Genomic DNA, 25,914 nt, shown 5'->3' with positions numbered 1-25,914 from the left:
TTACTAGACAATTCCTCACAACATAGTGGTATAGGTTAGTATGTGACAGGATAGGCCACGAGATACACTACCGACAAGACACCCAAAAAAGACGTGTGGAAAGTAACTATGTGTGCTGGCAACTGATCGAAAAGCGCATCTGTAGGTATTTCTAGATAGTCTTGTACGTATCCATATGTACGTTGTCAGGATCTGAGAAGGCTGTCTTCGCAGTGTTTATACATCTCCTACCAGATACGATAGACAATGAATCGCGGGTGGCGGTATCGGCTTACAAGTGTCATCGGAACGGTGTTGCTCACCATCTGTGTCGTTCTGGTGACGAACCTGCGAAGCATCCACGATGCGTTCGCGAAGGTCCCGTATTTTGGCCGCCCAGCTCCAGAGGTACTCACGAATGGCCAGATCGAACTTGCCGTCGTGACGACCTGTGCCGTGTTGTTCGTCAGTATGTGGCCACTGTTCAAGCCACGCCCGCGACGGATTCTCGATACGATCTTGCTGACCCAGAAGCGCGTGCTGCTGGCGATGGTTGGCCTGGCCGCGCTGGGCTATTTCAACTATACGTATCGCTTGCCACGGACGACGCTCATGCTGACGACTGCCACGTTGTTGGTGGCGTTGCCGCTGTACATGGTGACGATCCGCCGCCCGGCGAAGTCGACCTCGCGGGCGATCATCGTCGGCGACGATCCCAAAGCGATGGACGCACTGCTGGCGGCGACGGAGCTACCGGTGCTTGGGTACGTCTCACCACCCTCCGCGTACGCACCTGATGGGATTGAGCCCGAGAGGGTGGCTGACGGCGGCGAATCGGGGGCGCAGCTCAACGAGTTGCCCTGCCTGGGTGGGCTTGCGCGGTTAGAGGAGGTGCTCGTGGAGCGCGATGTCGATACGGCGCTGTTGGCCTTCGCGTCGACCGACCGCGAGGAGTTTTTCGGGACGCTCGAGACCTGTCACGACCACGGAGTGAATGCGCTGGTGCACCAGGACCACGCCGATCACGTGTTGACGGATGATTTCTCGGGTGAGCAGTTGCTCACTGTCGATCTCGAACCGTGGGACTGGCAAGACCACGTCCTGAAGCGGGGGTTCGATGTACTGTTTGCAGGTGTCGCGTTGCTCGTCCTCTCGCCTGTGATTGCACTGATCAGTGTGGCGATCAAGCTGGACGATGGCGGACCAATTCTGTACTGGCAAAATCGAACCGCAGCGTTCGGTGATACGTTCAAAATTGCGAAATTCCGGAGTATGGTCCCCAACGCAGAGTCGAAGACAGGCGCAAAACTGAGTGAAGAGGACGCAGGCGGTGTCGATCCACGCGTAACACGGGTCGGACGGGTCCTCCGGCCGACGCACCTCGATGAAATCCCGCAGCTCTGGTCGATCCTTGTCGGCGACATGAGTGTGGTCGGACCTCGCCCCGAACGTCCGGAGTTGGATCTCGACATCGAACAGGGCGTGGGGAATTGGCGCCGCCGCTGGTTCGTCGAACCCGGGCTGACTGGCTTGGCGCAGATCAATGATGTGACCGGCGTCGAGCCAGAACAAAAACTCCGACACGACTTGCAATATATCCGCCAGCAGTCGTTCTGGTTCGATCTGAAGATTGTGGTTCGACAGCTATGGATGGTTGGAGTGGATGCACTGCGGGTGATCATCGGCGCTGGACCAGCTGACGAGGTGGATGAAGGCGAATCCACGACGCCGACCGATCCAGCAGAATCATCGCCGGAACAAAACGACCAATCAGCAGCACCACCAGCGACAGACTCGGATGCCGAGAAATCCCGGGCTCACGACTGATCGTCGAACCAGTCGATCGTTCGCTCCAGCCCACCGCGCAGCGACACCGTCGGCTCGAAATCGAGTTCGCGCTGGGCGCGAGAGAGTCACATCCATCCAGTGAGAACGTGACAGCGAATGCTTCGTCCGAGACAGACGAACGGGAATCGGATGCAAAGCAGCCAGACGAAAAGAGAATAAAGAAGAGCGGATGCATGACTGACGCCGAGAGCGGGACCCGAAATGGAGGATCAATACAGACAGAGGCTGTCAGTCAGTGGACGTTCAAACAGGCTGACGTGGTTTTTTGCTAACAACTTTTTGAAATTCGATCTCTTTATCGAGTGCGTTGGTGTTTGGTTTTGTCCTGATACCTCGACTAAGCATCAGACACCTCCCAATGAGACAGACTTTTTCGGTTCCTGAGTGGTCTCTGTCTGGCGGTCAATAGGAATCACTCGAAACTCTCCGAAGCCATATTTCGAGTGGCTACCGACTCGGAGAATACCATTCTGTGCAGTCTCGACTGGACGATTCCCGTCGTATCGTACGACTTGTCCGTGATCAACGGTCTGGAGTCGATAGACATCCCCTTGTTTCACCAGTCTTTCTTCGCGTTCGCGTACGGTGTCACGGGTTACATCCCACCACCACGGAATACCTCGGCTGGTTGCGTCTGGATACGCTGATGCTACCACGAAGGGAGTTACCAATACCAGAAGATACTCTGTAGCATTTTCAAGCCTCGAATAGTCGAGTGCTTCTATGTCGATAAGTTGTGTTTCTTTGAGTCGGGTATGGCCATACCCGTAGTTTCGCTTGCCGCCGAACTGGAGACCATCCAACCACGATTTGTCGATTGGGAGTAGATCATCGCGATCAGCGGAGAGGTAGGCGTGGATATACCATTTCGTCGTTTGGTGGCGCTTCGAGGCATCATCGGGTCGTCCCATGATAGTCTCGTGAGCGATGGCCGACTGACCACTCTGTGTTCGAATATCGTGTGTATTCAGCGCCTCCCGTGGTCGGGAATCGAGTAACCACATCTGTGATGGATTCCGCATCAGAAACAGATCGTCATAGGACGCGACTGCTGGCAACCCACTGCCGAGATATGGTCGAAATCCGTCCTGTGAATGCTCGTCGGGAAAGGTTCCAAACTGGCCCGGAACGAACATCCCGTGGCTTGCATTGAGGTGCCGGCATGTGTCTTCCGGCATCTCGTGGGCCAATGCGCTCAGGATGGCATTGCCTGAGACATAGTACGGATGTCCGATATAGTCCATTTCGAGTTCCCAGTGAACTTGTTGAATCTGGCTCATCACTTGACCCTCTCTCTGAAGTCTTCGATATACTGGAGTGCGGTCGACCACGAGCAAATACGTCGGAGATTCGCATCCAGCATCATCTCCTCTCTGTTAGAGTTCGTCTGCAGTGGGTGGGAGTCGAGTCGTGACCAGACCGAGGCCCACGACCGCCATGGGCGGGACCCAAGCCGTGCCGCGGGTTGCGTGTGTGCTATGGTGTCGAGTCGGAGTGTGAACTCCTCGCCACTGTAGATTGTTCGATGCGGGATGATGGTTTCTGCCGGGTCGATCACGAGTTTCACGTCTTCGAATTGGTGACCCTCTCGATAGAGATCACAGAGGGCCGCCACGAGCAGCGTGTGGTATTTTAGGCTCGTATACGGGTAGTAGCTCGACTCGTTGAAACCGCTCGCGACAGTTGACGTGAGCCACGCCTCGTGCAGTGCTTCGGTATCTGCCTTTGTCAGTAACTCGTTGATGGCATCTTTCAGGACAGGCTTGGAGAACGTTGCTGGCTCGTACTGACTCGCACCGTCGAGTAATGAGAGACGATATGGCGTCTCGTGGGTTGTGACTGTCTGTGTTGGCTCGTCGCTCGGTCGACTCAGTGCTGCTGCATCACCGTCTGCGCCGTACGGGACTGACTGGTTGACAGGAATATCGTCGAGTGTCTCTGGGGCAAACTCGTGGGCTCTGCCAGTGAATTTGTGCGCGTCGTGGCGATACGCCGTAACTAGTGTCTCTTGTTCCCCAGATTCCGAGCGGTCGGTACTGAGTTTAGCCATCTATGACCCCTCCGTAATTCGCGTTTCCAGTGCACGAACGAATTTCGGGCGACAGTCCTCAAGCCACCGGGTATCTTTTTTCTCCATCGCTGCGGTTGCGTTCTTGCCGCGGTCGAATACACGTTTGAGTTCTCGTTCCTCGTATAGCGGATTAATCAGTTCACAGTCGACGATTCCGGCTCCGAAGTTGCGTGCGCCACCGAGCTGGTGGGAGAACTCAGTCTGGTGAGTGTCGAGATACTCGATGGTTTCTGCGAGGAGGCCGATGAACTCGGGTTTGAGTTCACGGAACGTGAGTTGCCACGATCCGTCGAGATTAGCGACGGCATCGAGTTCTGCGTTGCGGAGGGGTTGGCGATTGTCCGCTACATTTCGGGAGACGACATTTCGGTTGAGTCTGCGGTAGTGTCCCTCTGCCTGCCCGTGTGTGTAATCAACCGTCGACCAGACTGGCGAGAACTGGATCGGGCGGCGCATAAATTTGCCCGGCCGGTCCTCGAACCCACCAAAGAGATCGAAGACAAGACAGCCATTCTCGGTGCTGTCGAGACATGTGCCTTTCTCGTGGTATCCTGCCTCGAGATCGCGCTCGTAGACCCCGTCTCGTTTGAAATTGGCATTTGCTTCACCAGGATGGCAGGCAGTGGTATCGTGTTGCTGGAGGACACTCTCCATCCCGTGGCGCAGCCAGCCTGAGAGCGTGAACGAGGGAATGATCCCGCCGATCTGGTTCTGTGGATCGTCGTCTTCGTAGTTGTTGTTGCTTGCATGGTGACGATCAGTGATAATTGAGTCGCCGATGACGAGCAGCTCCGTCCGAATGCGGATGTAGACGTCGTTCTGTGCGATCGTGCCGGAAGATTCAATTCCGGCGAGAGCGTTCGTTGTCATGCTTCCATGGCCGGAAGCGCGGGGCCGGTGTTCCAGCACCGCTCCCAGTTTTCTGGGCGTGCCCACGCTTCGTACTCTCTACTATAGCTCGGAGTTACTTAATGTTTTGCTTAGCAAAATATTGAGCAATGTGTGTAAGAGTTTGCTGTGGGATCGGCTGAGAGTTATGTTCGGTGAGCTCAAACTGGGGAGTAGAGATGGTCAACGAGCGGTACGAACCGAACGAACGCGAAGAAGAGATACTGGCGTTGTTCAAGGAAGGGCGAGATGAGGCAGAGCCATGGGGCCGTGTGAATCCGTTGTATCTGCGCGAGCATTCCGAGTTGGATAAGGGACAGGTGGAGTACGCACTACGGAATCTGCGGAACGCTGGGTGGATTGAGCAGTTGAATCAGGGTGGGTTGTACGAGTTTGTGGCAGATCCACGGGAAGAATGACTAAGCTCGGTCAGATCGAACAGTTTCAATTTTCGGTTTCCATCGAGAAATCATCAGTTTCATCAGAGTTGGAGAAATACTCCGAAGAAATATGCGTATTCTCCGGGTGACACAGAAAGCCTATCCCGACGTGAAAGGTGGTGCTGCTTATCATACACATGCAATGAGTCGGGACCAGGCTGAGATGGGTCACGATGTAACCCTGCTGACGGTCCGACAGGACGACTCCTTGCCCCACGTCGAAGAACGTGATGGGTACACTGTTGTTCGCTTCGATTCGCTATGTTCCCCATTAGGGAACGACATCAGTCCGGGACTGGCGCAGTATTTGCAGGAAGCGAATGAGTTCGACGTGATCCACGCACACTCACACCTGTACTTTGCGACGAATCTCGCAGCGCTGAAGCGGCAACTGGGAGATACGCTGCTTGCGATTACGAATCATGGATTGTTCAGTCAGAACGCGCCAAAGTGGGTGTTCGATCTGTATCTACGAAGTGTGGGTCGGTGGACGTTCAACCAGGCTGATCTGCTTTTTTGTTACACAGACGAGGATAAGAAGCGGGTCCAGGAGTACGGCGTTTCGAGTCGAATCGAGGTGGTCTCAAATGGGATCGACACTGAGCGATTTTCGCCTAGGGGGCCGGAGAGTGAACTGGTGGGTAAAGGGGATCCTGTGGTGTTATTTGTCGGGCGGTTGGTCGAGGGGAAACAGCCTTCCGTAGCTGTTGAAGCGATGGCCGGTGTGTTAGAGGCGTATCCCGAGGGGATATTGTACTTCTGTGGTGAAGGGCCGCTGCGCGATGAGTTGCAGGAACTGGCCGAGGGACTTGGGATTCGTGATCACGTACGATTACTCGGCCAGGTTCCCTACGAGGAGATGCCCGCAGTGTACCGCGCTGCGGACGTGCTGGTGTTGCCGAGTCGGGCCGAGGGGACCCCACGGACTGTGATGGAGGCACTTTCGTCGGATGTGCCTGTAGTGAATTCGGATTTATCCCAGGTTCGATCTGCGTTTGGTGAACATGTGGCGTATTTTGATTGTGGAGACGTGGCGAGCCTCGCGGAAAAAATCAGACTGACATTTGAGACGGTACAAGAGCCGCATCTCAAGAGTCGATTCAACTGGAAGAGCACTGTCGAGGAAACGACAACTGTTCTCGAAGAAATCGTGCGAGAAGAGAGATAGCCGGATATTTGGAATGCGACAAGTGGAGATGACTGGGGTCCGTCGAGAGTCTCTCAGTCCTTGTATCCGAGTGCACGGAGTCGCTCTTCGACGCCAACGTCAACCTCCAGATTGGGAACAGTAATGTTTTCGGATGTCTTATCGATACGGGACAGTCGCAAATCGAGTTGTTCCGCGAATTCGTCGGCAACGGTGGTCTCACTATCGGAGACGTCTGTCGACTCAGCTGGATTCGATTCGAGGTCGTAGAGGAACCGTTCTTTCGTCTTGCCGTCATAGAGGTACTTCCACTTTTCCGTCCGGAAGCCAATTCGGAGAGACTCCTCGCCGCGGACACGTTTTTCTGTGACGATTGTCGGGCTCTCTTCGCGACTTTCCTCGCGAATCAGTGGTCGAAGCGTCTCGCCCGCGAGTCGTTCTTGGAGGGTCTCGGGAATGTTGGCGTCGTTGATATCGAGTACTGTCGGGAGAATATCTAGACACCGGACGAGTTCGTCGACGGTCTCGCCACGAGGAAGGTCGACTGATTCGGGGAACCGCATCACGAGTGGGACGTGGGTCAGCTCGTCGTACGGCAGGTTGCCGTGACCGTACCGCCCGTGTTCGTAGAACTCATCGCCGTGATCTGCAGTGAGAACGACGATTGTCTCGTCGAGGATTTCCCGCGCCGCTAGGTCCTCCAGGAGAGAATCGATTGCCCGGTCAAGGCATTCGACCTCGCCGCGGTACTTCTCTCGAAGTTCTTCATGTTCCGCTTCCGAGATGCTATCCGGGTCACGTACTGCGGCTTTCCGCCAGAGCCACTCAGCACGGAGCTTGTTCCGGTAACGGAAGTCGTCGCCCCCGAGATACGGACCGTGGACGTCCATATACTGCGTCCAGAGGAACCACGGCGCATCGGCCGCATCAACGTAATCGAGCATCGTGTCGTTAACGGTCTCTGCTGGCGTGTATGGTGTTCGGCTGAGGATCCGGGATGCCCGGCTGGCGAGCCGTAAGATTTTCTCCGGTGCACCCTCCAGTCCGCGGTCGGGCTCGAACGCGACAACGTCCTCCTCAAAGTGGTCGAAGCCGCGGTCGAAATTTCGTCTGCTGGAGACGTACGGGTTCGAGTGGATGGCACCGGTCCTGTATCCGTGATTCTGGAACGCTTCAGCGAATGTTGCTTGTCCCTCGTCTAAGTGCCAGTGGCCGCCATAATCCAGAGGCAGGCGACCAGTGAGAATTGCCGTCATCGCCGGTGCGGTACTGATACCTTGGGAGAAGCAACTCGTGAAAGTCACTCCCTCTTCAGCGAGACGGTCGATGGCCGGCGTATCAGTCTCCCACTCACCAAACGTTGCATCGTAGCGGAGAGAATCAGCGACTAGGAAGAGAATGTTCGGGGTCTCAGTCATTGTTTTACAAGCAACGTCACGTGAATTTCAAGCTTGCGACACGGATAGAGAGTGGATTATAAGCGGGAATCAGAATTGTCACTTGAGTAATCAAACAATCGGATATCGACGCGTACAGCAAGACCGATACCCCCAAAAATGAACAACACCCACGTGAACATCTGGCGGAATCGCGTCGCTGCACCAAAGTTCGTCAACACGAGTCCATAGAATACGATTCCGAGCACTGCGCCAATTAAAAGTGGGAATGCAGTATGCCGATGTCTGGAATTAAGAATGACAGGGAGTGAAGCTACTGCGGCGAGACAGTATATGAAAATAACGAATCCTTCCAGTGAAGGTATGATAGCAGGTATCGAGTTCACCATCCAAGGGAGTGGGACAAATAAAAAGAATATGGCAAGTAGCGGTGAAACAATAAACATTTCAATTACATTTTCTGGGTGATAACCAGCCAAGTATGTGGCAGTACCCTGAGCACGACCCATACGTAACGCTAAGACTTCAGACAGTGCTCGGGGGGTCAGTGAGAGAGCAGTAAACAGCAAACCGGTCCCAAGCGTAACCGTAAGACCGCTTACAATGAAAGGGTAATTGTCAAAATGACGACCCCATATGAGGAAAAAAATACCCAAGCCAGAAACAAAAATGTAAATTCCGACGTTGTCTGGTCGAAGAATGTACGCGAGAATAAATGCAAGAGTACCGACCGCGACCATGCTAGTTTTCTTCTGATTAGAGGGTACAATAATTAATTGCGCAACGAGGGTAAGACAAAAAATGAGTAAAGTATCACGCATGAGTGTACCATGAAGTAGAAAATGAGATGGAAGAAATGCCATCGGGAGCGCAGCGTACACGCCAGCGCGATGAGAATAATAGGTTTGTGAAATTACATAGACATTATATACTGTTAGTGCACCAAATATCGCAAGAATGATTCGTGCATATACCGCGCTCGGCCCGGGGATCAACCAGAACGGGGCGAGAAAGGTACCCCAAAGGCGGTTCGTGTGGGTGACTTCTGGATACTGAAGAACTCCTTCACGAAGGCCTGCCGCAATGAATTCAGCAGTTCGAGCAAAGGTTACTGGGTCTCCCTGAGCATATGTTGTCATCTGGAAAGTTGCAGGTAGTATCGCGAGTAGGCGAATAAATAGACCGAGTAAAAAAAGGCGAAAGATCGAGATTTTCTTATTCATTAATAAGTCGATGATGGCTTTATTGTATAATCGCTATGCTATCCTATTTTTGAGTTTTCGATCGTATACCGGATAGAACAGCTAAAACGAGAGCGAATAAATCTCTATGGTGTGGATATTGACCACGTCGTAGATTCTGAAACCCCGTTTTGAATTCTCCATCGCGGAAATTATATTTCGCAATCATAAACGACTGTACGCGACAAACATCATCGTCAAGACCGCGAGAGGCAATGGTATCAGCGAACGTTTCGTTAAAGTGGTTCATAGCTGCACGGGTAGTCTCAACTGGGGGATTGCCCGTATCATGTTTATATACCAGTGTTTCGCTGACATAAGCGAGTTTCCCTATTTGGAGGAGACGGACCAGAAACTCCAGATCTTGATGACGCTGGAACGACGGATCAAATCCATCAAGACGCTCCACTGCGTCCGCTTTGACTAAAAGCGTAGAGGCTCCCCCGTGTGCAAATTTACGTAAAAAAATCATGTTGATAAGTTCTTCACCACCTTCCAGCCCGGTTGGACGGCGAACTAAATTATCTACAACTTCGACTAACGGATTTGAACGCGTCTGTCTAAAATCGCAGTATGCAGCAACCCAGTCGTCACTCCGAGCCTTGAGGAGGTTGAGTTGTTTCTCAAGTTTGGTTGCCTTCCAAGTGTCATCAGAATCAAGGAACGCAATGTATTTTCCGGAGGCATGATCAATCCCTGTATTACGGGCTGCGCTACCACCTTTGTTTTTTTTGTGTTGAATAAACGTTAGTCTCTGATCATTGATTCGGGAGACCGTTTCAGCTGTGGCATCTGTAGAGCCGTCATCCACAACAATCACTTCAATATCCGAGAGGGATTGGCCAAGAGCACTGTCAATTGCTTGTTCAATAGAGTCTGCCCGATTGTAGGTAGGGATTACAACGCTAATATCAACCATCGACTATAGATCAGTTTATCACGTCGGTGTAGTTTTTCTTTCGATATCAACTGAGCAGATGGTAAAACACATACGGCCACAACGGAAACAGCAAATATGGATCAGTCTAAGTCAAATATTCTTTTTATTGTTTGGGACGCGTGTCGGTTTGATTATGCGCTTGAACATGCACCAAATTTGCTCGAGTTGGGGGAGAAAAATCTCTGGTTCGAGAAAGCGATAACCCCGGCGCCCTGGTCCCCACCAGCTCACGCATCACTCTTTACTGGGAAATATCCGCACGAGCATGGGATGAATCAGTTGGGTGACTCGCTTGAAGCGGTAACCTTAGCTGCTGAACTTGGGCAAAAAGGATACACATGCTACGGTGTCTCCGCAAATGGGTTTGCCTGTCAACGAACTGGATTCCATACTGATTTTGATCAATTCTATTATTCGCGGGGCAGGGAACGATACCCCGAGGCTCTTAATGTTTCAGGATATGCACTATCTAGACTTCATGAAGATTCTGGGGAATTTAGAACAGGTGTCGACACGGTCACTGCCGCGGTTCGTAGTGATCACAAACTGAAAAGCTTCGCGAACATTGCGGCCGTAGGAATAGGGTCAGCTGCAGTTCGGTGGAGACCACTTCAACGTATTCCACACCCCCTATTTGTGTCCGATAGTGCGTACAATTACAGTCCCCAGACAAATACCCAGAGGCTGACCGAGATCATCAAACGTGAAGCCTCAACCGAGCAGCCATTTTTCGCGTTTGCAAACTATATGGACACCCATAGACCCTACAATCCGCCGGAAGAAATGCAACGGAAACATCTCGATCAGAAGATACCACCCGAGGAGATACGGCGGCTAAATGACGAAGTTGCGGATCCGTGGGGATTTGTTTCAGCTGACGCACGCGATGAGATTGACGAGGAAGATATCGAAACATTACGTAGTTTGTACGCGGGTGAGGTTGAAACAGCGGATACACATCTTGGCCAACTTCTGGATATCCTCCGTGCGACTGACCAACTGAGTAATACTCTTATTGTAGTAACAAGTGACCACGGTGAGAATCTAGGAGAGACCGACGAGATGGGACGACGACGTATAGGTCACGAGTCATCAATTAGCGACGCGCTGGCTCGTGTCCCACTCGTCGTTGCGCATCCTGAGATTGATAGTCGAGTGGTTTCTCAACCATACTCACTTACTAACCTCTATCAAATATTTACTGAAGGAATAGCGGGAAAAGCAGATGATCGGTTATTCCCTCCGGACAGAGAGAATATCGCAGTCTGCCAGTATCCCGCAACAGGAGGGAAAGAACTCTACGAAAAACATCCAGCCGTGCCGACAGCGGTATTGGATCATAGGGTCAAAGAACATTCAGTTGCGGTCTATCATGACAACTGGCGAGTGGTAGTAGAAACAACAGGGCAACAGTGGGCATTCAAAAATGGGGGCGCCACGACATACGAGGACGCACCAAGTGATTTCCGTGAGAAGTGCGAGCAATACTTCCTCGCGCTGCAATCAGAAGATACAGAACGGAAGCTTGATGAAGAGCAACAAACACAACTTGAAGCACTGGGATACATGTAAGAACAGGGTGTGGAACTCATGGTAAAAGTCTCGGTAGTAATTCCAGTTTATAATGACCCGAAAGGTATTCAGAAAACGCTTGAGTCACTCTTGAATCTTGAATATCCCACTACGGAACACGAGATCGTGGTCGTCAATAATGCCTCTACAGATTCAACTCAAGCAGTTATTAATCGCTTTGTAGAGAATAACACACATATCCGGACGGAAATAGAAAGTGACATTCAAAGCTCTTATGCAGCACGAAATAGAGGCATCTGTAATTCAGTAGGTGAAATATTAGCATTTATTGACTCAGATATGACTGTTGAAGAGACCTGGTTGGAGAAAATAGTTGAATATTTTGAAAAAGAAAACGTATATTATATTGGTTGTAATGTGCAGACATACATTCAAGATGACACGGAAACAATAATAGGCCGATATAGCCTTGCAGAAGAATTTCCAGTTGAAATATATATTAAAGATTCAAATTTTGCGCCTACCTGTTGTTTAGCGATTCAAAGAACTGTTTTTAAAGATATAGGACTTTTTACACATGACTTAGTTTCTGGCGGTGACGTTGAATTCGGTCGACGTGTTGCGAATGCAGGGTATCCACAACATTTTGCGGGACATATTACAATGTACCATCCGGCAAGGACAAAGTTATGCGAACATATTTCAAAGTCCAGACGTCATGGACAAGGTGCTGAGCAACGATATCAAAAGTATCGTACCATCGAATCAATGCACCGTCGGCCATGGTATCATCCATGGAATTTTTTCCCGCCACATCCGGTCCGATTTTTTACAAGAATGTCAGAATTAGATAAGAAAAAAGATCTGATTCTATTCTATTTTTTGAGTTATGTTTTTAAATTGGCTGAGGCATATGGACAGATTGAAACACGGATTAATTCATGAAATAACCATATGTTAAAGGATTATTATAATTCATATCAGAAGGAGTGAACAATTTTTAAATTATGGAATTAGCTAATCGGAAGGCTGTATGAGTGATATTATATAAATTATTTAATACTAATCAATCGCATCTTCAATTTATCGGTGGTTATATAAATATGATGCTCGAAAATAACAGAGAATTATGCGTGTTTCTGTCGTTACACCTGACCTCTCACACAACTGTCTCGGAAGAGCGTATGTACTAGCAAAATTACTGGACCGAAACCACCAGGTGGAGATAGTTGGTCCAAAATTAAAGAACCAAATTTGGGAACCAATTAGACACGAATATGACTACAAAGGTGTTGAGACAGGGCACCGGTTATACCATTTCGTCCCTTCTATTCCAGAGCTTCTCAATCTAATCACGGGGGATGCTGTATACGCCTCCAAACCCCGCACAACGAGTTATGGACTCAGTCTACTTGCAACCCTCCGAGAGGATCGCCCTCTAATATTAGATGTCGACGACTGGGAAACCGGATTTAATAAAAAAGGAGAGAGTCGAATGATGTACTTAACTCAGATCCCGAGACTGATTAACGCAAATTCCTTCTATCATAAACGAGGGTTTGAAGCTCTCTCCAGAATTGCCGACGCACGGACTGTTTCGAACCGATTTCTTCAGAACCGATTTGGAGGGACCATCATCCCGCACGCTCGGGATACTGAAAAGTTTGACCCAACTCTGTTCAATCGTGAGCAAGTCAGAGATGAGTTCGATTTGCCCTCTGACAAGTATCTCATCATGTTTTCAGGAACACCTCGGACATATAAGGGGGTTGATAATCTTGTCAGGGCGGTCACTCAGATCAGTCGAGATGATGTCAAAGCAGTTGTCGTAGGCGCAGACGAATCCGAGTATATCGACAAAGTTCGACGGGTTGGACATGATTCCGTGATTATTAGAGGGATGCAGCCGTTCGAAGACATCCCCAAGTGGATTGCTGCCGCCGATGTAATCGCGATCCCACAGAAAGACTCCCCGGCAACACGAGGACAGCTTCCGGCAAAGGTGTTCGATGCTATGGCAATGGGTAAACCTATTATTGCGACGAACGTCAGTGACATACCGATTGTGTTGGAGAATTGTGGTCGGATCGTCAAACCTGACAATACGGATCAACTCCGAGAAGCGATTGTGGAGCTAATCGAAGATGACCAATTACGGGAAGAGTTGGGGCAAAAAGCCCGGCAGAGGTGTGTCGAAAAGTACAGCTACGACGCACTGGCCCCTGTTCTAGATCAGGTCGTTTCTGAAGTCTGTAATAAGTACTGAAATACAATGATTGGATCAAAAAGATTTTGATAATCTCTCTAAGTCACTTTTCATAGGCTGATAAGACAAGAGGAGAACGAAGTAAAATAGAGCACCGACGCCGACATATCCAAGAAGTACGATAATTGAATTTGCTGGAAAATATGATTTGGATAGAAGCAAAATACCCATCATTGTAGCTGAGGAGACAAAGCTCCAAGCGACTTTCTTATATTCTATTTTGAAGGGAAGATAGTTTCTCAGAAATCCAGCATGGAGAACAGTATTGAGCAAGAAGGAGAGCCCGGTTGCAAATGCAGCGCCAGTAATGTCAAAAACAGGAATCAATGCAAAGTTGAGGAATATATTCACTATTATAGTGAGGAGACCGATATAAGCGGCAAGATCCGGTCGATCAATAGCCTGTAAGCTATATCCAAGTACCTTGTGTGCTGATTGGAAGATTTTTTCTCCCATTAGTATAATGAGAACTAATGATGCCATCGCGAATTCTGGGCCAAATATAAGTTCAAGAATCTCTGTTGAGAACGCGATCGAGCCAAAAAAGGCCGGGATAGCTAAGATAATGGATGCTGTTACCGCTGGTGGCAATAGTTCCTGTATTTTTTCAGTTGCATCTTCGCTATCCCATAAACTAACTTGTGGGAATATTGTTGTTGCAATTGCTTGGCTAAACAACACTACAACTGCAGTAACACGCCATGCAACCTCGTATGCTGCCACATAGGATGAAGAAAGAAAGAATCCAATTATGAGAACATCGACCCAACTGTACGCGTATCCACCGATTGATGAAATAAAGCTAAAGCGTGAATAATCAAATACAGAGCGTGCCTGAGCCAGTTCCGGCCACCCGAATGGTGTATCAATACGATAGAGCGACCAGAGAAGGACTGCTATTTCTCCAAGAATAAATGCATAAACAAGACCGAGTGCATCAAGTCCAACCGACAGTAGAATTACCCCAGATGTAATCCAGACAATTTGTCTTGTAAGCGAAATTATTGCTGTCTCACCAACACGTAATTCACCGTGCAAGACGGAGATGAACAACTTTGAATATTGACTGAAAAAAATGGCAATGACTAAATATATACCCCATTCCCTACCCAAATATGAGTTTATGTAATCCGAGATGAGAAGAACGATAACACAAATTATTCCAATAGAGAGAAATTTAGCTGAAACTGCAGTTCCCAGTATTGTCGATTGATTAGAACCTTCACTTAGTCTTTTTTTTACAGCATTATTAATGCCGAAGTCAGCAGGGATTGATAGCATCCCGTGAACTGCCTGAAATAAAAAGAATATTCCCAACTCAGCAGACCCAAGAGCACGAGCAAAATATGCAATAGCGACGAACCCAAGGACAGCGTTGGCGACTTTAACAAAGAAGATTTTACTCGTTGATTTTACTAGATTCATTCTACTGCCGTCATTTATCGGTAGAGTCTTAATTGATTGTATCTTAGCATTTTATATAGGGGTTATGACTCGAGACTAGCATGAAATCCAGCGAAGTTGCACCTGCTAAGGAATTGTGTAATGAGCATCAATAATCCGAAAGCAATGAATGTAGTGAAGTAGACGAATGTAATATGACTACATTAATAAGAAAAGGGGTTCGGGTAATTCGGCGCGATGGGGTTATGAGTTTTATAAAAAAAGGAAGCAGGTATGTGTATGGAGAATACGTCACTCGACTCCCTCTTATTGGATTGCCAACCTACAATGGAATTCCAGTTCAAAAGTCACATTTTCCCTGGGAAGATATTAGTGAACCGACGTACGAGTCTGGTCTTGTTGCTGGAATAGAGAAGTATGTTAAATCTGGAGATACTATTGTCACGGTAGGAGGTGGATATGGCGTTACTGCAGTCAAGTCAGCTCAAAAGGTGGGAAATGAGGGAAGAGTGATTGTTTTTGAAGGATCACGAACACATGTACAGAAAACACGCGAGACAGCCAGACGTTGTGGTGTAGGAGATATTGTACGCGTGAATCATCGAATCGTCGGATCACCAAAATCAGTATATGGCAACTCCGACGAAGCAAAAGTCCAGCGTCTCCAGCCAAGCGACCTACCTGAGTGCGATGTGCTAGAGTTAGACTGTGAAGGAGCAGAGATTGATATCCTGCAAAATCTCATGCAGAAGCCAAGAGTCATTTTCGTTGAATCTCATGGACTATATGACGCATCAAGTGAGCAGATACAGACGATTCTTGAAGAGATGCCATACGAAATTGTTTCAAAAGAAGTTGCAGATGATAATAAGTCCGAGTTCTGTGTTGAAAATGATATATACGTGCTGACCGCGATTTTACAGTAGAACTTTGACCATAGGAAATAAACAGATTACAGAGAATTCCAATCTAATGATCCACGACGTAGAAACCCGCGACCTCCAAGTCAACGCCGACGAGCGCGGCCACCTCGTCGAGATCTTCCGGGAAGACTGGGAGGAGTACGATCCCGAGCCCGCAATGTCGTATTACTCACTCAGCTATCCGGGAGTCACTAGAGCCTGGCACCGACACACGCGCGGCCAAGTCGATCACTTCATCTGCCCGTCGGGCCGCATCAAGGTCGGAATATACGACGACCGAGAGGACTCACCCACACAGGGCGAAGTAAACAAATTCGTCATCGGAGAGCACAACCAGAAAGCGATTCGTATTCCCGGTGACTGCTGGCACGGCTTCAAAGTCGTTGGCAACGAACAGGCCATCCTAATCAATTTCCCGACGAACCTGTATGATTACGACGATCCAGACGAGGAACGTCTCCCGCCGGACACAGACGAAATCCCTATGGACTGGGATGAACAGCCCTACTAGCAATGAAGGGAATAATCCTCGCAGGCGGCCGGGGGACCCGACTCCGCCCTATCACACATACCGGCCCGAAACAGCTCGTCCCGGTGGCCAACAAACCGGTTCTCGAATATGCCATCGAAGACCTCAAAGACGCTGGAATTACCGAAATCGGCGTAGTACTCGGAAATCTCGGACGCGAAGCGATCCAGCAACACCTTGGCGACTGCTCGGAGTATGGCGTCGAGATTACGTATATCATCCAGGGCAACCCACTCGGACTCGCACACGCCGCCGGATGTGCACGCGAGTTCGTTGGTGACGACGATTTCGTGATGTACCTCGGTGATAATATCCTCGACAACGGTGTAGTCGAACTCGTCGAGAGCTTCGAGGCTGGGGATTACGCTGCCGGAATTGCCCTCCAGCGCGTCGCGAATCCAGAGCAGTTCGGTGTTGCTGATGTCGACGAGAACGGAAACGTCCTCAAACTGGTCGAGAAACCGGACGACCCACCGAGTAACCTGGCACTCATCGGGATGTACGTATTCTCACCGGCTATCTTTGATGCAATCGAAACACTCGAACCGTCGTGGCGAGGAGAACTCGAAATTACAGATGCGATCCAGTCACTCCTCCAAGACGGACACGCGATAGACTCCCATGTAGTTGAGGGCTGGTGGAAAGACACGGGCAAACCCGAGGATATTCTTGAGGCGAACCGCTTAGTTCTGGAAACGATCGACGATACTCGCAATGGAACAATCGAAACCAACGCAGAGATCTCCGGCACAATCGATTTAGCCGAATCCGCAACAATCGAGTCTGGAGCAGTGGTTCGTGGTCCAGTCTCGATTGCAGAGGGAACGACGATCAAATCAGACACCTACGTCGGACCGTTCACATCAATCGGGAAAGACTGCGAGGTCGAACACACGCACATCGAAAACTCCGTCATCATCGGAGAGTCAGAAGTCTCGGCCTCCGGGAAAATCGTAGACAGCCTGATCGGTCGAAATGCCCAAGTCAAAAGTGCAGAAGGGCTCCTCCCCGAGGGCCGTCGACTCGTCGTCGGAGAAAACTCGAATCTCAAACTGTAACCATGCGCATCATCACACATACCTGTCCGGACTGTGGTACAGTCGTCGCGGCAAATGAACTCGAAAAGAATCGAGTGATGAAATGTCCCCGCCTCGACTGTAACACAGTCCTTCGGTTCGAAGATCTCCCGGACTCTGAGCGAGAACATTTCCTCGAACACCGCGATCAGTATCAAATATAGCTCAGCTGAAGTAGCGATCAATCGTGGCGAGATCCGCCGTAAGTGTCGGCTGCGGGCGATCGAGAACCTCCTCAACTCGACTTACATCGAGACACGTACGTTTTGGACGTTTCGCCGGCCGATCAACGTCATCCATAGAGCCTTCTTCGAGTGACTCCACAGATGCACCGATGAGTCGGCAAATTTGCTCTCCGAATTCGTACGGTGTGACACAGCTTCGAGCAGCGATGTGAACGACTCCCGACTGACCAGCACTCCCCAATTCGAGAAGCGTCTCTGCAGTCTCACCTGCCCGGCTCGGCGTAATGTACTGATCTGTAAAGAGAGGAACAGACTCGCCATTGGTGAGCTGTTCTCGAACCCATGCAGGGAATCCAGTCAGTTCATCGCGTGATCGATGCACTCCGTACACGAACGAGGGTCGAATCACCAGTGGGTCAGAACCAGCAGTGCGAACCGCTTGCTCGCCGGCTAGCTTCGACTCACCGTACACCTGCTGCGGATTGGGATTAGCTGCTTCCGCGTATGAGCCACTTGTCGAGCCATCGAAAATATAGTCCGTTGAAATATGAACGAATCGAGTGTCTGTCTCCGCACAAATAGCAGCAAACACTTCGGGGGCTTCTGCGTTGATTGCAAACGCCTCGTCGGGATTCGATTCACAGCCATCCACATCCGTCATGGCTGCACAATTGATGACAGTCGTTGGCTGATATTCCTGAATCAACTCTCGAAATCTGTCGGTGTTACGAACGTCTAACTGCTCCAGTGGGATCTCGAATCGAGGTCGTGTCGAATGATACGTCCCGACAACGTCGCGCCCACGGGCTTTGCCAGCAGTGACGACATTGCTCCCGAGCAATCCGCTGGCCCCGACGACAAGAACAGTCATGTTACCAATCATCCGAAGGAAAAATAAATACCTACTGCTCCGTTTTGAGCCAGTATGCATCTTCTCGTAACTGGCGGTGCTGGCTTTATTGGCTCTAACTTCGTGCATCACCTGGTCGATACGACCGATCATCAGGTGACGACTCTCGATGCACTAACCTACGCTGGAGACCGATCCAACTTGGACGGAACACTCTCGAACGATCGCCACGAGTTCGTAGAAGGAGATATTCGGGACCGGGAACTGGTGACAGAACTCGCAGCGGATGCTGACGCCATCGTCAATTTCGCCGCGGAATCCCACGTCGATCGCTCGATAAACGATACCGAACCATTCGTCTCGACGAACGTCCAGGGAACTCAGGTGCTTCTGGATGTCTCACGAGAGGTCGATATCGAGCGATTCGTGCAGATCTCGACCGACGAAGTGTACGGCGAGATTCTCGACGGGACATTCGCCGAATCGGACCCGCCGGACCCACGAAACCCATACGCAGCGACAAAGGCCAGTGCGGATCTCCTCGCTCACAGCTTCTACGTGACGTACGATCTACCCGTCGTGATCACACGCTCGTCGAACAACTACGGCCCGCGACAACACCCTGAAAAACTTATTCCAAAGTTCATCAAACACGCAGCCGATGGGGAGTCCCTCCCTTTGTACGGGGATGGTAGCAACGTCCGGGAGTGGACGTACGTGTTTGATAACTGCCGCGCAGTGGAACGCGTTCTCAAAGAGGGTGACCCAGGCGAGATCTACAACATAGGGAGTGGCCACGAATTACAGAACATCGAGATCACACGGAAGATTCTCGATGAAGTCGGTGCTTCCGAGGATCTCATCGAATTTGTTGAAGACCGTCCGGGACACGACCAACGCTACGCACTCGATACCGAGAAAATCGAAGCCCTCGGGTGGGAGCCAGAGTGGTCGTTCGAACAAGGACTGGAAGAAACAGTCGAATACTACCTGTAGTCCTCTTCAAGTGTGGGATCTCGTTCCAGTAGGCCCATCTCTTTCGGGTACTGTTCAATATACGGGTGAGACTCGGTGGATGTTGTCGAATAGACCCGAAGTTCGGAATGGTGCTCATCTGGTTGGAATCCCTCAGCGTTCGGTCTTCTAATAAATGTGGTCGCAAGATCAACAAGTGAACATGCCGCCGTCGCCGCGCTTGAACAGTTATTCACTGGCCTTCGCATGGGGCTGTCGTCACTCGAGGTCTGATGCAGGGGCTGTGAGACACAGTTGGGCGAAGGTGATCCAGTTTCCGTGTACGCGTACCGGACGGTCGAGACACCGCGGTGGCATCTCGCTCGCTGACGGTACACAGATTGTGCGTCCCCGCGTCAATAGTCCGGGTCACATCTAACAAGAGAACCACCGCATCTGAAAACTCGTATTCACCATAGAACTCATCCTCAAGAGAATCAACGATCTCCCGTTTTAATCTAGTCGACAATCAGATTCAGCGTCGATATCGATCAACTGCTCGAAACAATGTGTCAACAGAGGCTTCCCAGCAACTTCGGCATCCTCTTCAATTTGTCGCGGCCAGCGGGCAAAGAGGGATTCAGTTATCCGGACAACCCCTACGACCAGTTCGATCGGAAACAAGCAACCCCATCACAGGCAACACGCGACGCAAGCGGACTGGCCCACGTGCTTCTTCAGGTTCGTACTCCGGGGCCACCGAATACCAAGATAAAGATTACCCCAACACCGGATATGTATGAGTCATGCTTTTGGACAGACAGCACCGAGCCAACGGGCTGACTGCTCAAGCGAATTACTGTCAGTCCTCAGCTGCAAAACCATACTGCATCGGGTGAGTCGATTGGTTCAACAATCTCAATGATTACGATAGCTGAATGACTCGATCCACCCACTACGAATCGTGAACACATACAGAAAATGTCCTTTCTGCTGGTCAGCCCAGTGGAGTCGTCCAGCTAATTTCTCTCGTCAACTGGCAAGCCTCGGGGTCAAGTCCCGAGGTATCCGCTTCAAAATACGATGAAACCCCACACTCTCTTGATGAGTTGGTACGGTTTGATACTGAGATGGAGCCGTATGACTAGAGCACTGGCGGATGAACAAGGTATGTGCCGCGCAGTGAGATATCAACAGCGGGCCAGGCCGTGGCCAGAATCGGCTGAGAGAATGCAAGGGACACAGATTTGCACCGAAAACAGCTAACCCGGTTCACGTGGTTCTTCGGATCTATCGAACAACACCGAAGCGAGAACCCCGGATTCAACCAGTCAACAACATCGGATTTACAGAGATTGGCACAGCGATCATCTCAGATATTGAACCGAGGTCAACCGCATCGTTCTCGCAAACCAGAGTCCGGTCGCGAAAACAAGCAAGAAGAGTGCAAATTGAGAGACTAACTGAATCCAAGCGCCCCCAAAACCACTCTGAATAGCCCAACCAACGAACACAGCTAGTATACCTCCGCCTCGGAAGTACCTATTTTGATACGGCTCCAGTTGAGCAGGGGTCGGGACGAATCCATCAAACAGACAGCGGACCCAAAAGTGCTCTCGTACTTTTTTTCTGGTCACTGTTGGGGCTACTTCCAGGAGATCTTTCGTCTGCTCTACAGGTGTCTTTGTTTCCGGTTCGGACTGGTTTTGTTCTTTCGCAGGTTGAACCCTGTCCTGTCGGAAACAGTAGGAGATATTATTTTCTTGATCATTAATTTCAACAAATCCAATGTCTACAAGTGCAGTCATGCGGTTCCTTACTGTTTCATCCTCTACATCAACCCCAGCTATGGTCCGCACGTCTTTTGCAGTAATCTCCAAACAGTCGTCCTGTTCAGCCTCCGAAAGTATAATTGCCACAATCGTATACACATCTAATTGTTCCCACACGGTATGACCTCGGGCCTCCAATTTCTCGACAACGTCTGGGACAAGTGCCTCTAATTTGTTTCGTCGTTCCATAACGTCATATGTCAGCAGACAGTCACTAACCTCCTTGTCCTCCGATATATGTGTCTCGGTCACCATTACACGACGTTAGGGAAAACTATATATAAAAACTTTGGTTTTTAGTCTTTCATGCTCGGTCGAATCCTCGGGCCACTCATGTACCCAGCACCAAAACAAGACAAATCACGATGACGGGTGATGACGACAAGACAGTACTACCAAAGTGGCTTCAGAACCTCCTGCGAGGGTCAATGCGTGAGCAGACACAAAGTGATGAATCTGAGAAGACCACAACGTCAAAAGATAACTCCTCGAACAGTCCAGAGACGGAGATGAGCAAGACGACGGACTCGAACGCACAAAAATGAATCGACAGTCGAACACTGAACCAAGTCCAGAAACAAACGGAAAAGCCGTTAAGCACAACAAAAGCAGACAGATATATGATATTTATCCGGGAGGACAAACGTATGGGATCGCGGACACGGATACAGCCAAGTTTCTAGTGGGTGCGCTGACTAATGCCCCGAATCAGCATCACACGAATATAATCATAACCGATGGTAACTCTCGTCTGCGGCATACAATAAAGATGGTGACGACGCTACCGTATAATCATGTGAAAGAGAGCATCACTGAGCCGGAATTGATACGCAATCAATCCAAACACAAGGATGTTGACAATCTCTCGGCTAACACATTAATTGGGCTCCGTCAAACAAATTATAAACCGTATTGGTTTGAGTTGGCCACGGATTTGCACAGAGCTCAAGGGAGAAGCGAGCTATCACCAACGATACCATCTTTTGAAGAGATTCGTAGTGCCGCAAAGGAGATTCCTTGTCCAGTAATCGTCAACATTGATCTGCCACCACAGAACACAACGCAGACAGTAGACGTACAGCTATTTGGGACCGTCTATTTCCCTAAAGAAAGTGATAAAAACCTACGACTGGAAACTGAACAGACACTTAGAGAGTTATGCAATGAGACAGATCTAACATATAACTGGAAAGCAAATCGAGAGGGGATACCGAATGATACCACATCGACAAGACTCAATATAAGTATCGAAGAACTCGCAGGCTTACTAGCGATCGGGAAATTGCCGAGTCGTATTATGGACAATGATGTAGCGACAACTGACGGCGCCGATGCGTATCTCGATCAGACGGAGACCATGGCCTGGTTTCCCATCGGGACGCCGTATCTATCAAATGGGAAGCTGTCAGACACCACATGGCATGTTCTAAATTGGGAGTCCCCCTCTCAAGTAATGCGCCTGACGCATGCGCGACAGCGAGCACGCCCTGCATCTGGTGTTCCGAAAGCTCTTGCGCATCACAGAGACGTGAGCCATTCAATGGTCTACGCCGAGCCGGTATTCGCGTTTGATGCGCATGGACATACGTTGACACAGATAGCCGATCTGCAACGATTTCTCCTCCCTGAACCATTTGAGAACGGTGAATCAGTTGATCCAGCAAAGTCCGACCACCGCCCGTATGTCTACTGTCTGGATGTAGAAGAGACACTGGCGACGAAACTTGCTGATCGAACCCGTGTTGAATACGAGAAACCACTGGAACACTTGTTAGCGAAAGTTTGGAAACAGAAGTCTAATATTATTTTTGATATGTCTGGATGTGAGACACCGAGGATAGATACGGAGAGTATCCTGTTAGCACTCGAGTCACTTGTGGAGGGGTCGCCCGTTTCGAACTATTCGGCGAGAGCCACCCTTGCAATTGATGATCCCGTACTGTTACTGTCGAACTCGAAACTAAACTCGCTAGCGGACTCAACACAGTACCAACAGCATATCAACATGCTGTTGAACGTGCGTCATCCGTTTGCGATGTCGCCAGCTGCACCAACTCAGATCAATCCACAAACAACTCAAACACAGATCAGAACATTGGATAATTTAATCAACTCATCAGTAGATCTGTTGCTCGTTGAGAATAGCAAGCAGGTGTGGGATCTACTCAAGCATGATGACTTTTCATTGCGAGTAGAAACAATGGTTGAGCGGGAACTCACTCAAAATCGAGATACTGACTGGGTATTTGTACAAACTGATCTCGATGGATTCCCAGTCCCCGCTGGGAGCGTAGATTACGCACCTGATCAAGCAGGATTACCCCTGAGATATAGCTCTGCGACATCTAATTTTGTGGAAATTAGCGGTCGAAATCATCTGAAACTATGTTTTGAAAGTGATCAAATCCTCGGGGGTGTCGACAGTATCAATTGGGAAAATTATTCGGAGACCAACATGACAGCCAAGACAATTGATGAAAAGGCTAAAACAACTGATAATCAGCCAGCAACCGGCGAGGTCACGTCCCGCATCGCACGGCCAACACAGGTCAACAAAACGAATCTCCCACAGGGCGCAACAGTTAACGAACACAGCAACAATTATGTGTGTGAACACTGCGGTGAACGGTACGATCTGACACAGAAGGGACTACACCGAGTGTGTCAGTGCTGTGAAAAATCAGTCGAACTAGTCGATCGTGAACGGCTCAGGGAAATCCCCCCAATCAGACTCAAACTCTCCGAAGAAGAGATCGACGCATCACCACTCTCGCAGGATCAACTGCGGCTGTTGAAGGCGATTTATCTCGCAAAGCGATTTAGATTTGACCCAGTCTCTCAATTTGATCCACTGACAGAATCTATGAAATTAATTATCGATGACTTGGGTATCGATAGCGATGCCGTGGAATCGTTGTGTGATTATACGGACGAGGACAATCAGGCCTATCTCTCCAAGCAGACGTCGACGACAGTCCATACCGTCTACAACATTACAAGTGCGGGACGGACACACATCCGTGAACCAGCTAAAGAAGGCTATGACTGGGGAGTCGGGCAGGGGGATTTGAACGAGTCAACACTGCATAGAATCGGTGTCGCGCTGCTCTGTTATTGGCTATCTGATGAGTACGCTGATGACCCAGACCGATCCGTCACTGCCTATCACAAACTCCCGAATGGGAAGGTCATCGATGCCGTCGTCCTGGACGGGACAGGTGAGGTGGTGGTCGCCGCAGAGATGGAATGTGAGAACAATGATGTAACAGGTGAGGGATCGTCACCACGAAGCACCTACTCCAAACTTGCTGCACTCGACCTCGAAGAAGCAATCTGGGTCTTCGAAACCGGCGGCCATTGGGAGGCTGCGACAGCTGACCTTGCGACAGCATCGACGGGAGCGAATGACGAGTTTGATTTCCGCGAGAAGGGGTACAGCCGTTCGTATCTCTCTAGTAACCCGAAGTTGGAGTTCTCCGGAATGACAAAAGCCATGACACTATCGACACTGTCGAAGCTTGCACCGTACCCACCCGGGCTGTATGGCCGTGATCCAACACGGTTCCTCTCATAATGAGACACGTTCCCATCAGTATCAACACTGGTGCATCACTATCACAAACAATTTGATTATCAAGTAATCCAATAATTATCGAAACGAGTACACTAATTGTCAACTCGGACTGGCCTTTGATTTCTCGCGAACCGTCTGCAAATCGGCTACCGAGTTCAAAATCGGACTGATGTATTCTAAACGTACGAAAGGTAATATAACTGTATCTCAATCGGTCAGACGTATTCAAAATCGGCTAGTTGCACCGAATATAATGTGTTGTAGATCGAATTTGAATGTTCGAAGGAATATGAAAACGAGATAAATCATACAATAATTTATATGATGAATGGAACGGGACCACGGGCACTGCAAGGCACAACAGAACAAGTGCGTGATGGCTGCTGGGGATTTGTGAGATTGAAGCGAGTTGGTATCAACTAGCATCGTAACGGAATGCAGACAGAACTTGTGCTGCTCAATGACGAACCAAGAGGCTGTGATAGGGTATGCACTCAACAAGAGGAGACGGGTCAGCAACTCGGTGAGCAGGGCTACCAAACGGGCCACAGGAGAGAGTCTCAAACTGGCGTGAGACAGATAGTGATATCACACGGACCTGTGCACACTACGTCCGAACCACGACTGGTTCGGTATTGATCGAGCGGCCATCCCAACAGGCGTCTGAATCACCCCACAAACACACTGCGGACGCCAACAACCCCCAAGTGCACATATTCTCCGCTGGATGCTGCAGCGAGTGCTCGCTGTGGGTTGCACGCAGTACCGGTGTTCCAGACCACGCAAACGCAGTACGGTGGGGCTGTGCAACCGATAATGAAGAAACACGCTGGGGAC

The 25,914-nt window shown here is 49.9% G+C and carries 21 protein-coding genes and 1 pseudogene; 13 read left to right on the top strand and 9 right to left on the bottom strand.

What is annotated here, in order from left to right:
* Positions 1–246: 246 nt before the first annotated feature.
* Positions 247–1,806: a sugar transferase gene (locus EOW68_RS06895; protein WP_128224416.1), complete on the top strand. Its 1,560-nt coding sequence runs from the start codon at positions 247–249 to the stop codon at positions 1,804–1,806.
* 365 nt (positions 1,807–2,171) lie between these two features.
* On the opposite strand, the gene EOW68_RS06890 is transcribed toward EOW68_RS06895, so the two are convergent.
* Genes EOW68_RS06890 through EOW68_RS06880 form a run of 3 tightly spaced genes read right to left on the bottom strand, consistent with a single transcriptional unit; the run spans position 2,172 to position 4,768 of the window.
* Positions 2,172–3,107 carry a hypothetical protein gene (locus tag EOW68_RS06890; protein WP_128224415.1) on the bottom strand — a complete coding sequence of 312 codons (936 nt, stop codon included), beginning with the start codon at positions 3,105–3,107 and terminating at the stop codon, positions 2,172–2,174.
* A complete protein-coding gene (locus EOW68_RS06885) occupies positions 3,107–3,877 on the bottom strand; it encodes a DUF8168 family protein (RefSeq protein ID WP_128224414.1) in 771 nt (256 codons plus the stop codon). The genes EOW68_RS06890 and EOW68_RS06885 overlap by 1 nt, the downstream gene beginning before the upstream one ends.
* A complete protein-coding gene (locus EOW68_RS06880; RefSeq protein ID WP_128224413.1) occupies positions 3,878–4,768 on the bottom strand; it encodes a hypothetical protein in 891 nt (296 codons plus the stop codon).
* A 197-nt stretch (positions 4,769–4,965) separates the two neighbouring features.
* Here EOW68_RS06880 and EOW68_RS06875 point away from each other — a divergent pair, with 197 nt between their 5' ends.
* Positions 4,966–5,205: a MarR family transcriptional regulator gene (locus tag EOW68_RS06875; RefSeq protein WP_128224468.1), complete on the top strand. Its 240-nt coding sequence runs from the start codon at positions 4,966–4,968 to the stop codon at positions 5,203–5,205.
* Between the two features lie 91 nt (positions 5,206–5,296).
* Positions 5,297–6,394, top strand: a complete 1,098-nt coding sequence (locus tag EOW68_RS06870) for a glycosyltransferase family 4 protein (RefSeq protein WP_128224412.1) — start codon at positions 5,297–5,299, stop codon at positions 6,392–6,394.
* Positions 6,395–6,447: 53 nt separating this feature from the next.
* On the opposite strand, the gene EOW68_RS06865 is transcribed toward EOW68_RS06870, so the two are convergent.
* Genes EOW68_RS06865 through EOW68_RS06855 form a run of 3 tightly spaced genes read right to left on the bottom strand, consistent with a single transcriptional unit; the run spans position 6,448 to position 9,930 of the window.
* A complete protein-coding gene (locus EOW68_RS06865; RefSeq protein ID WP_128224411.1) occupies positions 6,448–7,791 on the bottom strand; it encodes a sulfatase in 1,344 nt (447 codons plus the stop codon).
* 56 nt (positions 7,792–7,847) lie between these two features.
* Positions 7,848–8,993, bottom strand: coding sequence for a hypothetical protein (locus EOW68_RS06860; RefSeq protein WP_128224410.1), 1,146 nt, complete (start codon positions 8,991–8,993; stop codon positions 7,848–7,850).
* Between the two features lie 43 nt (positions 8,994–9,036).
* Positions 9,037–9,930, bottom strand: coding sequence for a glycosyltransferase family 2 protein (locus tag EOW68_RS06855; RefSeq protein ID WP_128224409.1), 894 nt, complete (start codon positions 9,928–9,930; stop codon positions 9,037–9,039).
* Between the two features lie 96 nt (positions 9,931–10,026).
* Between EOW68_RS06855 and EOW68_RS06850 the strand changes: the two genes are divergently transcribed.
* From EOW68_RS06850 to EOW68_RS06840, 3 genes are all read left to right on the top strand, one after another.
* Positions 10,027–11,523, top strand: a complete 1,497-nt coding sequence (locus tag EOW68_RS06850; RefSeq protein WP_128224408.1) for a sulfatase-like hydrolase/transferase — start codon at positions 10,027–10,029, stop codon at positions 11,521–11,523.
* Between the two features lie 18 nt (positions 11,524–11,541).
* Complete coding sequence (locus EOW68_RS06845; RefSeq protein WP_128224407.1) at positions 11,542–12,429, top strand: glycosyltransferase family 2 protein; 888 nt, start codon at positions 11,542–11,544, stop codon at positions 12,427–12,429.
* A gap of 184 nt (positions 12,430–12,613) precedes the next feature.
* Positions 12,614–13,750: a glycosyltransferase family 4 protein gene (locus tag EOW68_RS06840; protein ID WP_128224406.1), complete on the top strand. Its 1,137-nt coding sequence runs from the start codon at positions 12,614–12,616 to the stop codon at positions 13,748–13,750.
* 15 nt (positions 13,751–13,765) lie between these two features.
* On the opposite strand, the gene EOW68_RS06835 is transcribed toward EOW68_RS06840, so the two are convergent.
* Complete coding sequence (locus tag EOW68_RS06835; RefSeq protein ID WP_128224405.1) at positions 13,766–15,175, bottom strand: flippase; 1,410 nt, start codon at positions 15,173–15,175, stop codon at positions 13,766–13,768.
* A 173-nt stretch (positions 15,176–15,348) separates the two neighbouring features.
* Here EOW68_RS06835 and EOW68_RS06830 point away from each other — a divergent pair, with 173 nt between their 5' ends.
* From EOW68_RS06830 to EOW68_RS06815, 4 genes are read left to right on the top strand one after another with little or no spacing between them, the layout of a single operon-like run.
* Entirely contained in the window at positions 15,349–16,080 is a 732-nt protein-coding gene (locus tag EOW68_RS06830; RefSeq protein ID WP_128224404.1) for a class I SAM-dependent methyltransferase, read from the top strand.
* Between the two features lie 46 nt (positions 16,081–16,126).
* Positions 16,127–16,588: a dTDP-4-dehydrorhamnose 3,5-epimerase family protein gene (locus EOW68_RS06825; RefSeq protein WP_128224403.1), complete on the top strand. Its 462-nt coding sequence runs from the start codon at positions 16,127–16,129 to the stop codon at positions 16,586–16,588.
* A 2-nt stretch (positions 16,589–16,590) separates the two neighbouring features.
* Complete coding sequence (locus tag EOW68_RS06820; protein WP_128224402.1) at positions 16,591–17,664, top strand: glucose-1-phosphate thymidylyltransferase; 1,074 nt, start codon at positions 16,591–16,593, stop codon at positions 17,662–17,664.
* A gap of 2 nt (positions 17,665–17,666) precedes the next feature.
* Complete coding sequence (locus EOW68_RS06815) at positions 17,667–17,846, top strand: hypothetical protein (protein WP_128224401.1); 180 nt, start codon at positions 17,667–17,669, stop codon at positions 17,844–17,846.
* A gap of 1 nt (position 17,847) precedes the next feature.
* Here the strand turns inward: EOW68_RS06815 and rfbD are convergent, their stop codons facing one another.
* Positions 17,848–18,738, bottom strand: coding sequence for a dTDP-4-dehydrorhamnose reductase (rfbD, locus tag EOW68_RS06810; protein WP_128224467.1), 891 nt, complete (start codon positions 18,736–18,738; stop codon positions 17,848–17,850).
* A 54-nt stretch (positions 18,739–18,792) separates the two neighbouring features.
* Between rfbD and rfbB the strand changes: the two genes are divergently transcribed.
* Both rfbB and EOW68_RS19075 read left to right on the top strand, forming a co-directional pair.
* Complete coding sequence (gene rfbB, locus EOW68_RS06805; RefSeq protein ID WP_128224400.1) at positions 18,793–19,713, top strand: dTDP-glucose 4,6-dehydratase; 921 nt, start codon at positions 18,793–18,795, stop codon at positions 19,711–19,713.
* 264 nt (positions 19,714–19,977) lie between these two features.
* A pseudogene (locus EOW68_RS19075) lies at positions 19,978–20,061 on the top strand (hypothetical protein); the annotation flags it as partial.
* A gap of 977 nt (positions 20,062–21,038) precedes the next feature.
* On the opposite strand, the gene EOW68_RS06800 reads toward EOW68_RS19075, so the two are convergent.
* A complete protein-coding gene (locus EOW68_RS06800; protein ID WP_128224399.1) occupies positions 21,039–21,758 on the bottom strand; it encodes a hypothetical protein in 720 nt (239 codons plus the stop codon).
* A gap of 286 nt (positions 21,759–22,044) precedes the next feature.
* Here EOW68_RS06800 and EOW68_RS06795 point away from each other — a divergent pair, with 286 nt between their 5' ends.
* A complete protein-coding gene (locus EOW68_RS06795; RefSeq protein WP_152035119.1) occupies positions 22,045–25,077 on the top strand; it encodes a hypothetical protein in 3,033 nt (1,010 codons plus the stop codon).
* Positions 25,078–25,914 lie beyond the last annotated feature (837 nt).

Source organism: Halovenus amylolytica (genome assembly GCA_004015825.1).
Taxonomy (GTDB): Archaea; Halobacteriota; Halobacteria; order Halobacteriales; family Haloarculaceae; genus Halovenus; species Halovenus amylolytica.
This window is presented reverse-complemented; position numbering and strand designations above follow the sequence as displayed.